Here is a 13652-nt window from a genome sequence, read left to right on the forward strand (position 1 = left end):
GGGAGCGCTGCCCCGCCCGCCCCGTCGCCTGCGGGGACGGCGCGGGCGACCGCCGGGCCGTCGGCCCGCCCGTCCCCCGCCGGCATCTGGCGCCCGGCCCACCTGGTCGTGGTCGTGATGGAGAACAAGTCGTACAGCCGGGTCGTGGGGGACCCCCTGGCGCCGTACATCACGTCGCTCGCGCGGCGCGGGGCGGACCTGACGGCGATGTTCGCGGAGACCCACCCGAGCCAGCCCAACTACATCGCGCTGTTCTCCGGGTCCACCCGCGGCGTGCGGGACGACTCCTGCCCGCAGTCGTTCCCCGCCGCCCCCAACCTGGGCCGCCAGTTGCTCGACGCGGGTCTGCGCTTCGTCGCGTACGCCGAGGCGCTCCCGCGGGCCGGGTACGGCGGGTGCGTCGGCTCGGGCGGCAGGTACGCCCGCAAGCACGCCCCGTGGACGAACTTCGGCAACCTCCCGCCGTCCGTGGCCCGGCCGTTCGGCGACTTCCCCGGCGACTTCGCCGCGCTGCCTGAGGTGGCGTTCGTCATTCCGGACATGTGCGCCGACATGCACGACTGCTCGGTCTCGACCGGCGACGCCTGGCTGCGCCGCGAGATCGGCCCGTACGCCGACTGGGCCGAGACCCACGACAGCCTGCTGATCGTGACGTTCGACGAGGGCGACTACCACGCGAGCAACCGCATCCCCACCGTCCTCGTGGGCGGGCGGGTCCGGCGCGGGGCGTACGACGGGCGGGCCGACCACTACACGCTGCTGCGCACGATCGAGGAGATGTACGGCCTGGCCCCGCTCGGCCGGGCGGCGGACCGGCGGCCGCTCACGGCCGTCCTGACCCCGGCCTGAGCACGATGATCGAATAGGTGTTTGAATATCGGCCTTATGCTGGACGGATGGACGCGTTTCAGGGCTCGTTGCTGGACTGGTTCGAGGAGACCGGCCTCGGACCCCTGGAAGGGACGGTGAAGCGGACCCTCCTCGACCGGGGCGCCTGGATCGACGTGCGCCCGCAGTGGGTCACGGGTGCCGACCGGCTCTTCGAGCGCCTGCTGGAGGCCGTCCCCTGGAAGGCGGAGCGCAGGCACATGTACGACCGGGTGGTCGACGTCCCCCGGCTGCTGAAGTTCTACGACGAGGGCGAGGAGCTGCCCGACCCCCTGCTCGTGGAGGCGAGGGACGCGCTCGACACGCACTACGAGGCCGAGCTCGGCGAGCGGTTCGTGACGGCGGGCATGTGCCTGTACCGGGACGGCCGCGACAGCGTCACCTGGCACGGCGACACGATCGGCCGGGCCAGCGAGGAGGACACGATGGTGGCCATCCTGTCGGTCGGCACGCCGCGCTCGCTCATGCTGCGCCCGCGCGGGGGCGGCGGCCCCACGCTCCGCCACGACCTGGGCCACGGCGACCTCATCGTGATGGGCGGCAGCTGCCAGCGCACCTGGGAGCACGCGATCCCCAAGACGGCGAAGGTGTCCGGTGCGCGGATCAGCGTCCAGTTCCGCCCGCGCGGCGTCCGCTAGACGCTATCCCGGGGGCGGGGCGCTGGCGGCGGCGCTTTCCTGGTAGTACCTGGGATGGACGGCTCCCGTGACACCCCGGGGAGCCGCGGACCCGGAAGAAAGGCCACGGATGATCCCGCCACGCTACGCCGCCGCCCCCGACCGCTACGCGACCATGCCCTACCGGCGCAGCGGCCGCAGCGGCGTCCGGCTCCCCGAGGTCTCGCTCGGCCTGTGGCACAACTTCGGCGACGGCCAGCCGTTCGAGGTCCAGCGGGCCGTCCTGCGCCGCGCGTTCGACCTCGGCGTCACCCACATCGACCTCGCCAACAACTACGGCCCGCCGTACGGCTCGGCGGAGGAGAACTTCGGGCGGCACCTCAAGGCCGACTTCCTGCCGTACCGCGACGAGCTGTTCGTCTCGACCAAGGCGGGCTACGACATGTGGCCCGGCCCGTACGGTGAGTGGGGGTCGCGCAAGTACCTGCTGGCCAGCCTCGACCAGTCGCTGAAGCGGCTCGGGCTCGACTACGTGGACGTGTTCTACTCGCACCGGCCCGACCCGCAGACCCCGATCGAGGAGACCATGGGCGCGCTGGACGCGGCCGTCCGGTCGGGTAAGGCGCTCTACGCGGGCATCTCCAACTACTCGGCGGAGGAGACCGAGCGGGCCGCCGCCGTGCTGCGCGAGCTGGGGACCCCGCTGCTCATCCACCAGCCGCGCTACTCGATGCTCGACCGCTGGGTCGAGGACGGCCTGCTCGACACCCTGGAGCGCGCCGGGGCGGGCTGCATCGCCTACTCGCCCCTCGCGCAGGGCCTGCTGACCGGCCGTTACCTGGACGGCACCGTGCCGGCCGACTCCCGGATGGCGATCGGCCACTTCCTCACCCGCGACCGGCTGACGCCCGAGCTGCTGGAGACCCTGCGCGGGCTGAACAAGGTGGCCGAACGGCGCGGGCAGACGCTGGCGCAGCTCGCGCTGTCGTGGATCCTGCGCGACCGCCGGATCACGTCGGTGCTGATCGGCGCGAGCGGCGTGCCGCAGCTGGAGCAGAACGTGGCCGCCGTGCAGGCGCCCCCGCTGTCGCCCGAGGAGCTGGCCGAGATCGAGCGCCTGCTCTGACGGCCGTGCGTCCGGGGAGGCCGCGGCGGTCTCCCCGGGCCGCCGCTTCCCCCAGAGGCGCTAGTGCTCGTCCCAGTGGCCGGCGTGCGCGGCGTGGCGGTGCCCGTCGTGCACGTAGTCCATGTGGTCGCCGTGCAGGACCGCGGGGTGACCGCAGCCCTCGCCGTGCTGGTGCTCGTGCGGATGCTCCACGTGGCCCTCGGGCTCGCACTCGTCCCAGTGCCCCTCGTGCGCGCGGTGCAGGTGCCCGTCGTGCGCGTAGTCGGTGTGGTCGCGGTGCGGCACCGGCGTGTGGCCGCAGTCCGGGCCGTGCAGGTGGCCGTGCTCACCGTGGCTGTGGTGGCTCATGAGGTACCCCCCTACCCCCCGAGCGGGTGGCTCCTCCATCGAGCGTACCCACAGCCCCTGGGGTGAGGTCCAGGCCGGACGGCCCCCGGGCTACTTCGGGCCCGGCGAGGCGGTCGTCCACGGAGGGGTGGGCACTCTGTGGAGGAGGAAGATTTGGTCGGCCCTGCCGGTGCAGGCCTGCTGGGCGAGCTCCGCGCCGGCGTTGACGTCCGCCTCGCCGTACAGGGCCCCGAGGCACAGGCCGCTGTGCGCCGGTCGCAGTGAGAACCCCCGGCCGGCGGGTTCCAGAAGGAACCGCTGGTGGGCGGCCCCGGTGCAGTTCGCCGGGGCGAGCAGCGCGCCAGGCCGGGTCTCGGCCTCGTCGACGGTGAGGCAGCCCGCGCCCTCCACCGGATGGTGCCACTGGATCTCGTACTTCCCGTCGCCGACGGGGCTCAGGTACGTGTCGGGAACGAGGCCCCGGCAGGGGCGCTGGACGGCGAGCGGCCGGTCGGTCCGCCCGCTGCGTTCGCGGCCCTCGCCGATGCACAGGTCCCGGTCGGCGACGTGGGACGGGAGGATCCGGTACCACCCCCGCGCCGGCAGACCCGAGCGGGAGGGGGACGGCGCCCCGGCTGTACCGGCCTTATTGGTCGCACCGGTCGCATCGGTGGCACCGCCCGACGGCCCGCCGGCCGCGCCGGCCGACGGCCCACCGGCCGGGGCGCGGCCGGTCCAGGAGGCCCGCACCGCCGGCACCGCCAGCGCGCCGGCGACGAGCACCAGGGCGATCGCCACGGCCGCGACGGGGAGACGCCACCGCCGCGGCAGTCCCTGAGCCGGCCGCCCCTGAGCCGGCGGCGCCTGCGCGGTCCCCTCGTCGCCGGGCGAAGGGGAGGGGCTCGCCGGCGTCTCCGGCTGTTCCACCGGTACGGCGGACTCCCGTGCCGGAGGGGGCGCCCCGGACGCCAGCCGTTTCCTGGCCGCCACCCACCGGGCGGCCTCCGCGTCGCCGAGCCCGCACGCCTGGACGAAGGCGACGACGAACTCCTCCTTGGGCAGGGTGGTGCGGCCGAGCGCGCCCGCCGTGGTGCTCGCCGGGAGGACGCGGCCCGCCGCCTCGGCGGCGGCCGCGAGCTGCCGGTAGGTCAGGCCGGACCACTGGCGCAGGCGTCCGAGCGCCGCGACGAAGTCCCCGGCGGTAGTGGCGCCCTCGGGATCCGGAGGCGGGGTCACCGCTCCGTGCACGACATCTCCACGCCCCACGATTCGGTGTCAGTCGGGCAAAGACTAACAAAGATCGGTGACGCGAAGACGGCCCTCCGGGTCAGCGGGGACCGCCGCCCGGAGGGCTTCGACAGCGTGATCGGTGGGCTACTGGTCGCGGCGGGTCACGTAGACGAACTCGCCGAGGTCGAAACCGGACTTGAGCCCGGCCTCGGCGTCCCAGCGGTAGTGGACGCCGAGCCAGAGTCTGCTCATCGCGTCCTCCTCGGCGGCCTGCTGGAAGCCGGTGAAGGTCCGGGTGCGGGGGTTGGCGTACGGGTCGTCCGTGGGCGCGGTGAAGGTGAGATCGTGCCCGAACCACCGTTGCATCACGCCGGCCCACGCTCCGGCGAAGGTGGCGTGCCCGGAGACGTACGCGGGGAAGGGCGGCGAGAACGGCCGGCCCGCGGTGTCGGCCGACAGCGGCCGCCAGTTCGGGTCGGGAGTCAGCCCCGGTGTCACGGAGGGGTCAGCCAGGTTGATCGCGCTCTGCGGCCGCCACAGGTCGATCGGCGTCGCGTACTTCGCCCCCCACGCGACGATGGAGGCGTCGGCCAGCGCCATCGAGACGAGGTTGAACAGCTCGGCCGTCTCGTTCTGCCTGAGCCCCTGGTCCCGGGAGATCTTCTGGGTGATGGCGAACAGGTGTCCCACGGGCCGGTAGGTGGTGGGCAGGTCGTTGGCCCAGAAGTGCGCGGCCTGGGTCTGGTCGGCTGTGCGGGCGGTGGAGGAGCCGCCGCCGTACTTCTGCACCTCGGCCACCTGGGCCGCGTACGCCGGGCTGCGCACGAGCGCGTCGTACGAGCCGAACCCTCCGGGAAGCGGCGGCCGGAACTGCGTCCCCGAGGTCATGGCGAACGGCTTGAGCCTCCACCAGTTCGGGCTGACGGGCAGCCGGTCGGGGTCGGTCTGGCGCCAGGCGCCCGGGACGTTCACCTCCTGTGTGTAGGAGGTGTCGAACGCCGGGCCGTCCCCCGACCGGGCGGCGATCATCAGGTCGCCGATCTTCTCCCCGTCGGCCCTGCCGCCCTGGACGTACGCGGCCGGTACCCAGGAGGGGATCTGGCCGAGCGCGTAGGTGAGGTTCGCGTCGAAGTCGATGTACGGGTAGAGGTGCTCAAGGACCCGGTGCGCGGCCGCGTCCATGGTCGCCTCGATGGAGTCGCTCGGGTTCTGCTGGGTGATCTTCGGCAGGTACGTCACGGGTGCGGCCGGCCAGTTCGCGTCGTGGATCGCGATGTGCAGCATCGCGCCCGCGCGCGCCAGGAACGTGGGGTCGCCGGCGTGCGGGTCCTGACCGGGACGGGGGAGCGTGCGGATCGTGTCGAGGAACACGCTGTTCCAGTAGAGGACGTGGTCGAACGAGGACGCCTGCGGCGGGGGCCCCGTGACCGCCGCGTGCGCCCGAAATGGGAGCGTCAGGAGGGCGCCGGTGGCGACGAGAGCCGTCGCGACCGCCGCCCATCGTCGTCTGCGGCCGATGGAGAGGTGCATCGAGGGGAACCTCCGTGGGGAAACCGCTCGAACCCACCGATTGGGTCGAGGGGAGCACCACGAAAGATCCACGGCGCCGGAGGGGCGGGACAAGATCTTTCCGCGTCCGGAACAGTTCGGGACGGTTCCGGACGGCTCGGGACGCCTCCGGGCGTGCCGGTATGCGCGGAGGCCCGGACGCCCGGGCGGCGGAAGGGGGAGGTCAGTCGACCTCGGCGCTGCCGTTCACGCGCAGCTTGCGGCGGGCCCGCTCGTAGAAGGTGGTCGTGCCGAGCCGGACCACGCGGGCGGCGCCGCGCAGGGCGGTGACGGTGAGGCGGTCGCCGGGGGCGAGGTGGCCGCCGATGGCGCCGTCGACCTCCAGCGCGAGCTGGCCGCTGCTCGGCAGCACGTCGAGCGTGACCTCCTCGTCGGCCGACATGACCAGCGCCCGGTTGAACGACGAGTGGGCGGCCGCCGGGACCACGAGGAAGCCCTCGACCGTGGGGGAGACGATCGGCCCGCCGGCCGAGAAGCTGTACGCGGTCGACCCGGTGGAGGTCGAGACGATCACGGCGTCGGCGGAGTACCGGACGAACGGGTGCCCGTACACGGAGACGGCGACGGCCGACAGCCCGTCGCCGGGGATCCGCACGAGCGCGATGTCGTTGAAGGCCGTCACCATCTGGCCGTCCTTGCCGGTGGCCCGGACCGCCATGCGGGGCTCGACCGTGTACTCGTGGTTGTCGATGGCCGACAGCGCGGGCGCCAGGTCCTCCACGTCGATCTCCGCGAGGAAGCCGAGCCGCCCGAGGTTCACCCCGAGGACGGGCGTGGGGCGGCCCGTGATCAGCCGCATCGTCCGCAGCATGGTGCCGTCGCCGCCGAGGCTGACGAGCAGGTCGGCCTTGTTCACCAGCGTCTGCGCGTCCACCGCGACCGCGCTGCAGTCGATCCGCCCGACCTCGTCCGGCAGCCCGAGGACCGTGCCGCCGCGCGTGCGCGCCCACTCGACGATGGTGTCGATGGCCTCCTTGGAGTCGCGCTGCGGGTGCAGTACGAGGCCCACCGTGCTGACCATGCCCATGCCCACACTGTACGGCCGGTGGGAGGGCGCCCGGTCCGCCGGAGGGTCAGGCCCCCTGCTCGATCGGCAGGTACACCTGGAACCGGGTGTCGCCCGGCTCCGACTCGACCCGGATGTCCCCGTGGTGCTTGTTCACCACTATCCGATAGGAGATGTCCAGCCCGAGTCCGGTGCCCTCGCCGACCGGCTTGGTGGTGAAGAACGGCTCGAAGATCCTCGGGCGGATCTCCGGCGGGATGCCGGGCCCGGTGTCGCCGATCTCGACCACGATCCGGTCGTCCTTCCGGAACGTCCGTACGGACAGCGTGCCGCTGCCGCCCATCGCGGACAGGGCGTTGTCGATGAGGTTCGTCCAGACCTGGTTCAGCTCCGCCGCGTACGCCGAGATCTGCGGCAGCGACCGGTCGTACTCCTTCACCTTGCGCACGCCCTCGGGCATCTTGGCGTGCAGCATGGTCAGCGTCGCGTCGAGGAGGTCGTGCACGTCGACGGTCTGGTACGGCGCGCGGTCGAGCTGGGAGTACTGCTTGGCCGCGGCGACGAGGCCGGAGATGCGGGTGACGGCGTCGTCGATCTCGCCCATCAGCAGCTCGGTGTCTATCGTGTAGCACAGCCACCGGACGGCCGCTTCGAGGTTGTCCTCGCCGACGGCTCCCGAGATCTGGCCGAGCCACTCGGCGTCGATGCCGCCGGCCACGAGTGTGGGGGCGAGGTCCCAGGCGCCCACGATGTCGCGCTCGTCGAGCCAGTCGGCGATCGCGTCCTCGGCGTCCGAGGCCGCGAGCGGGGACAGCTCCGGCGCCGACGCCGCCCGCTTGACCGCCTCGTCCTGCAGCTCGACCAGGTCGTGGAGCTGGCGGCCGTCCAGTCGGCCGTCCGCGATCATCGCGAGCTTCTGGCGCATGCCGGCGACCCGGCCGCGCAGCGCCGCGGTCGCCCGGACGGCGGCGGCCGCGGGGTTGTTCAGCTCGTGGGTCAGGCCGGCCGACAGCGAGCCGAGCGCGAGCAGCCGCTCCCGCTCTCCGATGATCGTCTGGTGCGCCCGCATGCCGAGGAACAGCCCCTCCAGCAGGTGCATCGCCATCGGGAACCACTCGCGGACGCAGTCGCCGATGGTCTCGGCGGGCAGGACGAAGAACTCGGCGTCGGTTATCGCGCTCAGCGTGTTGAGGTACGTCTGGTCGGCCCGGTCGCCCATGTATGCCTGGGTGGCGCCGCCGTACACGCCGCGCTGCTCGGTGCGGCTCACCTCGACGTCGTCGCCGTGGATGCGGCGGCTCATCGCGACGGTGCCGTGGAGCAGCACGAAGAAGCAGGTGGCGGGCTCGCCTTCCTGGTAGACGGCCGTGCCGGCCTGCCGCGTCTCCACCCGGCCGGCCTCGGCCAGATGGGCGAGCTGGTCGTCGGCGAGGGCCTCGAAGAGGAACAGGGTGCGCAGCTCGTCGGGGGTGAGCCGCTCGTTCATTGGGCCTCCAGGTAGCGGTGCACGAGCGACACGGCCATCGCGCCCTCGCCGACGGCGGAGGCGACCCGCTTGACCGAACCGGCCCGCACGTCGCCGGCGGCGAAGACGCCCGGCATGCTCGACTCGAGATGGTAGGGGTCGCGGGGGAGCGACCATCCGGCCGGGCGGCGTCCCTCGGCGAGCAGGTCGGGGCCGGTCAGCACGAAGCCGTTCCCGTCCCGGGCGACCGCGCCGCCCAGCCAGTCGGTGCGCGGCTCGGCGCCGATGAAGACGAACAGCCACGACGTGTCGACCGTCCTGGTCCGTCCCGACTTCTGGTCGCACAGCGTCAGCCGTTCGAGGTGGTCGCCGCCCTCGCCCTCGATCACCCGGGTGTTGGGATGCACCTCGATGCTGGGGATGGCGTCGATCTGGTCGATCAGGTACTGCGACATCGACCGGCCGAGGTCGTCACCCCGGATCAGGATGTGCACCTTGTGGGCGTACTGCGAGAAGTAGACGGCGGCCTGCCCGGCGGAGTTGGCCCCGCCCACGATGTAGATCTCCTCGCCGGAGCAGTTCGGCGCCTCGGTCGAGGCCGAGCCGTAGAACACGCCCCGCCCGGTCAGGTCGGCCAGCCCCGGGGCGTCCAGCAGCCGGTAGGAGACGCCGGTCGCCAGGACGACGGTGTGGGCCGCGATCGTGGTGCCGTCGCCGAACCGGAGCACGGTGGCCGACCCGCACCGCTCCAGGCCCACGACCTCGCGCGTCGTGAGGAGCTCGGCCTGGAACTTCAGGGCCTGGCGCCGCGCCCGTTCGGTGAGCTGGGCCCCCGAGACGCCGTCGGGGAAGCCGAGGTAGTTCTCGATCCGGCTGCTCTGCCCGGCCTGCCCGCCCGTCGCCCGCTGCTCGACGAGCACGGTCTTCAGGCCCTCTGAGGCGCCGTACACGGCCGAGCCGAGCCCGGCCGGGCCCGCGCCGACCACGGCCAGGTCGTAGAAGTCCAGCGCCGGGGTGGTGCTCAGGCCGACGTGCGCGGCGAGGTCGGTCTCGGACGGGCGGGCCAGCGCCTTGCCGTCCGAGGTGATCACCACCGGGACGTCGGTCGCGGCCATCCCGGCCGCCGTGAGCAGCCGGCCGCCCTCCGGCTCGTCCGCCAGCAGCCACCGGTACGGCACGAGGTTGCGGGCCAGGAAGTCCCGTACGGCGAAGGACCGGGCCGACCAGCGGTGCCCGACGACCTTGGTCTCCGGGATCGCCACGTCGGGGGTGGCGAGCCACGCCTCCAGCATGGCGTCGACCACCGGGTAGAGCTTCTCCTCCGGCGGGTTCCAGGGCTTGAGCAGGTAGTGGTCCAGGTCGACGATGTTGATCGCGTCGATCGCGGCGTCGGTGTCGGCGTAGGCGGTCAGCAGGACGCGGCGGGCCAGCGGGAACAGGTCCATCGCCGCCTCGAGGAACTGGATGCCGTTCATCTGGGGCATCCGGTAGTCCGCGAGCAGCACGGCCACCTGCTCGCCGCGCAGCTTGATCTCGCGCAGGGCGTCCAGGGCGTCCAGGCCCGACTCGGCGCGGACGATGCGGTAGCGGTCGCCGTACCGGCGCCTCATGTCGCGGGCCACCGCCCGCGACACGGCCGGATCGTCGTCGACGGTCAGAATCGCGGGATTCGGCATGAATACATAAAAGCATGTCTCTCCACCTCAAACGGCAGTGCGGCGGTCTGTCAGCCGGCGGTCGCGCGGCACGGTGGGGCGGGCGCGCGGCGAACCTCGGGCGGGTGGTTACCGTGGATGAAGTCGCACGTGGACGGTGGTGCCGCGTGCGCCGGGGACGGGGGTCCAAGGTCCCGGGAAGGGATGACCTTCGCCGCTCCCCGCCCACACCCGTATGGCGGAAGGCTGAGGGTGAAGGAGGACGGGTCATGGCGATGACCGTCAGGGACGTCATGAACAGGTTCGTGGTCGCGGTCGAGACGAGCGCGTCGTTCACGGACGTGGTGACGGCCATGTGCCGGTTCCGCGTCGAGGCCGTCCCGGTGGTCGACGCCGACAGGAGGGTGGTCGGGATGGTCTGCGACGACGACCTCCTGCTGCGGGAGATCGACCGGCGCCCCGGCGACCTGCTCTTCGAGGGACCGGCGCGCCGCCGCGAGCGCCGCCGCGCCGGCGGGCGGACGGCCGGCGAGATCATGACGAGCCCGCCGATCACCGTCACGGAGGACACCGACCTCAGGAGGGCCGCCTGCCTCATGCACAGAAACAGGGTGAAGCAGCTTCCCGTCGTCGACGGCGGCACCGGCCGGATCGTCGGCGTGCTGCGCAAGGCCGACCTGCTCCGGGCGTTCTGCCGGTCGCCTGAGGACATCCGCGACGACGTCCAGGCGGTGGTGCTGCGCCACGCGGCGCACGTCGACGTACGGGTGGAGGACGGCGTGGTGGTCCTGTCGGGAACCGTGGAGCGCCGCTCCGGCATCGCCCCTCTGCTGGAGGAGGTCGGGAAGGTGGACGGGGTGGTGGACGTGACCTGCGACGTCACGTTTCTGATCGACGATCTCGACCGGCCGGCGTCGCCGGGCCGGCGCCGAGGGGAAGGCAGGGCGTCATGGACGTGGAGACCATGACCGCGGCCGACGTGATGAGCAGGATCCTCGTCACCGTCGAGCCGGACGAGTCGCCGCTGATGGCGTGGGAGCTCATGCGCCGGGCCGGGGTGCACCACCTGCCGGTGGTCGATCCCGACTCCCGTGTACTGGGCGTGCTGTGCCGGGAGGACCTGGCCAGCCACTGGTCGGGTGGTCCGGCCGAGCAGTCCGAGGCGGGCGTGGGGCGGCTGGTGCTCGGCCAGCCGTGCCGGCACGCGCGGCCGCAGACGCCGCTGCCCGACGTCGCCGCGATGATGATCGACTCGGACCTGAGCGTGATGCCGGTGGTCGGCCCCGCGGGCGTCCTGGAGGGACTGGTGACCGCCACCGACGTGCTGAGGGCGGTCGCCGGGAGGGTCGTCCGCGCCGAGCCCGCGGGCGACGTCAAGGGCGGCCTGTTCCGGCTGGAGCCGGTCCTGCCGCCCGGCTCGTGACACCCTCCCGGCCTCCGGCCGGGACGGTCGAGGTCAGGACATCAGCAGGACGGCCGCGCCCTCGACCCGGTCGGCGGCCAGGTCGGACAGCGCCCGGTCGGCCTCCTCGAAGGGGTAGGGCGTGGTGGTCACCCGGGGCCGGTGCTCGGCCGCCAGCCTGAGGAACTCGCGGCCGTCGGCCCGTGTGTTGGCCGTGACGCTGCGCAGCGTCCGCTCCTGGAACAGGTGACGCTGGTAGTTCAGCACCGGGATGTCGGTGAGGTGGATCCCCGCCACCGCCAGCGTCCCGCCCCGGTCGAGCGCCTCCAGCGCCACGGGCACGAGATCGCCGACGGGCGCGAACAGGATCGCCGCGTCCAGGGGCTCGGGCGGCGGGTCGGCGCTGCCGCCCACCGAGGCCGCGCCCAGCCGGCGGGCCAGCTCCCTGGCCGCCGCCGACCTCGTCATGACGTGGACGGTCGCGCCCTCGGCGATCGCGACCTGCGCCGTCAGGTGGGCCGACGCCCCGAAGCCGTAGATCCCGAGCCGGCCGCCCGGGGGCAGGTCGGCCCGCAGCAGCGCCCGGTAACCGATGATCCCCGCGCACAGCAGCGGCGCGAGCTCCTCCGCCGGCTCGTCCTCGGGCAGGGGGTAGACGTAGGCGGCCGGGGCGGTGAGGCGGCGGGCGTAGCCGCCGTCCGCGTCCCATCCGGTGTACGTGGACGTCGGGCACAGGTTCTCCGCGCCGCGGAGGCAGTAGCGGCAGGCCCCGCAGGTCGAGCGCAGCCAGGCCACCCCCACCCGGGAGCCCGGCGGCGGGCCCTGCGTGCCCGGCCCGAGCGCCTCGACCCACCCGACGACCTCGTGGCCGGGTACCGTCCGCGGCCGTCGCGGCGGCAGGTCGCCCTCCGCCAGGTGGAGATCCGTACGGCAGACCGCGCACGCCTCCACGCGGACGAGCAGCTCGCCCGGGCCCGGCTCGGGGTCGGGGAGCCGGGTCCGCTCCAGGGGACGCGTGGCGACGGGCCCGGGACGGGCCACCACCCAGGCGTCCATCTACGCGTGCCGGATCCGGCGGCCGGTGATGTCGACGGGCGCGATCCTGATATACAGCTCCCGCTCGCCGCCCGCCCACGACTCGACCCCGGACGCCTCGGCCTCCGCCCGGTCCCGGTCGGTGATGTGGTGGGCCCCGCCGCGGACGAGCACGCTCCACCCCTCGCGGGTGCTCTCGTCGATGTGGTCGACCTCGAAGGCGACCATGAACTCCGCGCCCTCCACGCCGGTGCGCAGGTCGGCGTCCATCGGGCCGCCCAGGGCCGTGCGGAACAGGACGGCGTTGTCCTCGATCGTGTAGTTGACCGGGAGGATCACCGGCCCGGCGGGGTTGTTGAAGGCCACCCGGCCCACGCCGCCGGGGGAGATGAGCCGCAGGCAGTCGTCCTTGTCCAGGCGCTCGAGCCGCGGCATCCCGGCGGGGAGCGGCTCGCCGGGCTCGCCGAGGGAGCTGGTGAATTCCGTCATGAGAAACCTCCAAAGGCACACAAGGACGCGCGGGACCAGCATCCGTCCCGTGGCCCCCCGCGGGGCACCGCCTTCCGTCACCGGTGCCCGGGACGAAGGGCCCTGACCGCCCTTGGGCGCCGCTTGCCGTAATCGGTCCTTTAACCGCATGCCCCCTGTGGGCACCAACGTCACATGGAAGTGCTGAGCAGCCGCATACTCCTGCGCCCCGCGGACCGGGCGGCGTGCCGCCGCTTCTACCGCGACGTCCTGGGGCTGGCCGTCTACCGGGAGTTCGGGCCGCCGGAGGACCCGGGGGTGGTGTTCTTCCTCGGCCAGGGGTTCCTGGAGATCTCCGGGCGGTCGTCCGGCGGGCCCGGGGCGGGCCTGCAGATCTGGCTCCAGGTCCGCGACGTCCACCGGGAGCACGAGAGGCTGGTGGACGCGGGGGTTCCCGTGGTCCGGCCGCCCTGGATGGAGTCGTGGGGGCTGCTGGAGATGTGGATCGAGGACCCCGAGGGCACGGCCATCGTGCTGGTGGAGATCCCCGAGGGCCATCCGATCCGCCGCGACCAGCGGTCGTTCTCCCCGCGGCCCGCCTGACCCCGGCCTTCCCGCCTTCCTTTCTGCCGATTTGAAGAATTATGCAATTCAAGAAATGATGTAGGCGGCGACAAGGGGAGGTGACGGTGGAGGAGTTCACCGCGGAGTTGCTGGCGCGCCTGCGGGAGGCCCGGCGGGAGCTGCGCCGGGCCTGCGAGAACGGCGACGAGTACGACGTGCAGGTGGTGTCGGGCCGCCTGGACACCCTGGAACGACTCGCGGCCGAGCACGGCATCGACCCGGCCGGCGACGAGGGCTGAG

The 13652-nt window shown here is 73.1% G+C and carries 15 protein-coding genes; 7 read left to right on the top strand and 8 right to left on the bottom strand.

Features of this window, described 5'->3' with window-relative positions:
- The 3 genes from MPTA5024_RS32460 to mgrA form a co-directional block, all read left to right on the top strand.
- Window positions 1-849 (top strand): alkaline phosphatase family protein (locus tag MPTA5024_RS32460; protein WP_198167528.1); only part of this gene is annotated, 849 nt, incomplete at its 5' end.
- A gap of 47 nt (window positions 850-896) precedes the next feature.
- A complete protein-coding gene (locus tag MPTA5024_RS32465; RefSeq protein ID WP_036331497.1) occupies window positions 897-1526 on the top strand; it encodes an alpha-ketoglutarate-dependent dioxygenase AlkB in 630 nt (209 codons plus the stop codon).
- 109 nt (window positions 1527-1635) lie between these two features.
- Window positions 1636-2631, top strand: coding sequence for an L-glyceraldehyde 3-phosphate reductase (gene mgrA / locus MPTA5024_RS32470; protein ID WP_036331499.1), 996 nt, complete (start codon window positions 1636-1638; stop codon window positions 2629-2631).
- Between the two features lie 60 nt (window positions 2632-2691).
- On the opposite strand, the gene MPTA5024_RS32475 is transcribed toward mgrA, so the two are convergent.
- The 6 genes from MPTA5024_RS32475 to MPTA5024_RS32500 form a co-directional block, all read right to left on the bottom strand.
- The gene (locus MPTA5024_RS32475; RefSeq protein WP_036331500.1) at window positions 2692-2979 is read right to left on the bottom strand and encodes a hypothetical protein; all 288 of its coding nucleotides are present in this window, start codon (window positions 2977-2979) and stop codon (window positions 2692-2694) included.
- 90 nt (window positions 2980-3069) lie between these two features.
- Window positions 3070-4206, bottom strand: a complete 1137-nt coding sequence (locus tag MPTA5024_RS44425; RefSeq protein WP_051458934.1) for an RICIN domain-containing protein — start codon at window positions 4204-4206, stop codon at window positions 3070-3072.
- Between the two features lie 126 nt (window positions 4207-4332).
- Window positions 4333-5718 carry a vanadium-dependent haloperoxidase gene (locus tag MPTA5024_RS32485; protein ID WP_051458935.1) on the bottom strand — a complete coding sequence of 462 codons (1386 nt, stop codon included), beginning with the start codon at window positions 5716-5718 and terminating at the stop codon, window positions 4333-4335.
- A 202-nt stretch (window positions 5719-5920) separates the two neighbouring features.
- A complete protein-coding gene (locus MPTA5024_RS32490; RefSeq protein WP_036331503.1) occupies window positions 5921-6784 on the bottom strand; it encodes an NAD(+)/NADH kinase in 864 nt (287 codons plus the stop codon).
- Window positions 6785-6830: 46 nt separating this feature from the next.
- The gene (locus MPTA5024_RS32495; RefSeq protein ID WP_036331504.1) at window positions 6831-8249 is read right to left on the bottom strand and encodes an ATP-binding protein; all 1419 of its coding nucleotides are present in this window, start codon (window positions 8247-8249) and stop codon (window positions 6831-6833) included.
- On the bottom strand, window positions 8246-9904 hold the full coding sequence (locus MPTA5024_RS32500) for an FAD-dependent oxidoreductase (RefSeq protein ID WP_036331506.1): 1659 nt from the start codon (window positions 9902-9904) through the stop codon (window positions 8246-8248). Before MPTA5024_RS32500 ends, MPTA5024_RS32495 begins: the two co-directional genes overlap by 4 nt.
- 248 nt (window positions 9905-10152) lie before the next feature.
- Between MPTA5024_RS32500 and MPTA5024_RS32505 the strand changes: the two genes are divergently transcribed.
- Together MPTA5024_RS32505 and MPTA5024_RS32510 are read left to right on the top strand one after the other, a co-directional pair.
- The gene (locus MPTA5024_RS32505; protein WP_063794827.1) at window positions 10153-10851 is read left to right on the top strand and encodes a CBS domain-containing protein; all 699 of its coding nucleotides are present in this window, start codon (window positions 10153-10155) and stop codon (window positions 10849-10851) included.
- Window positions 10833-11306: a CBS domain-containing protein gene (locus tag MPTA5024_RS32510; RefSeq protein ID WP_036331507.1), complete on the top strand. Its 474-nt coding sequence runs from the start codon at window positions 10833-10835 to the stop codon at window positions 11304-11306. The genes MPTA5024_RS32505 and MPTA5024_RS32510 overlap by 19 nt, the downstream gene beginning before the upstream one ends.
- 33 nt (window positions 11307-11339) lie before the next feature.
- Here MPTA5024_RS32510 and MPTA5024_RS32515 read toward each other — a convergent pair whose 3' ends face one another.
- Both MPTA5024_RS32515 and MPTA5024_RS32520 read right to left on the bottom strand, forming a co-directional pair.
- Window positions 11340-12341, bottom strand: coding sequence for a zinc-dependent alcohol dehydrogenase family protein (locus MPTA5024_RS32515; protein ID WP_036331509.1), 1002 nt, complete (start codon window positions 12339-12341; stop codon window positions 11340-11342).
- Window positions 12342-12809: a pyridoxamine 5'-phosphate oxidase family protein gene (locus MPTA5024_RS32520; protein WP_232326739.1), complete on the bottom strand. Its 468-nt coding sequence runs from the start codon at window positions 12807-12809 to the stop codon at window positions 12342-12344.
- Between the two features lie 174 nt (window positions 12810-12983).
- Between MPTA5024_RS32520 and MPTA5024_RS32525 the strand changes: the two genes are divergently transcribed.
- The gene (locus tag MPTA5024_RS32525; protein WP_036331511.1) at window positions 12984-13391 is read left to right on the top strand and encodes a VOC family protein; all 408 of its coding nucleotides are present in this window, start codon (window positions 12984-12986) and stop codon (window positions 13389-13391) included.
- Window positions 13392-13477: 86 nt separating this feature from the next.
- On the top strand, window positions 13478-13651 hold the full coding sequence (locus MPTA5024_RS42885) for a hypothetical protein (RefSeq protein ID WP_198167529.1): 174 nt from the start codon (window positions 13478-13480) through the stop codon (window positions 13649-13651).
- Window position 13652: the final 1 nt, after the last annotated feature.

Source organism: Microbispora sp. ATCC PTA-5024, assembly GCF_000511135.2.
GTDB classification, from domain to species: Bacteria; Actinomycetota; Actinomycetes; order Streptosporangiales; family Streptosporangiaceae; genus Microbispora; species Microbispora corallina.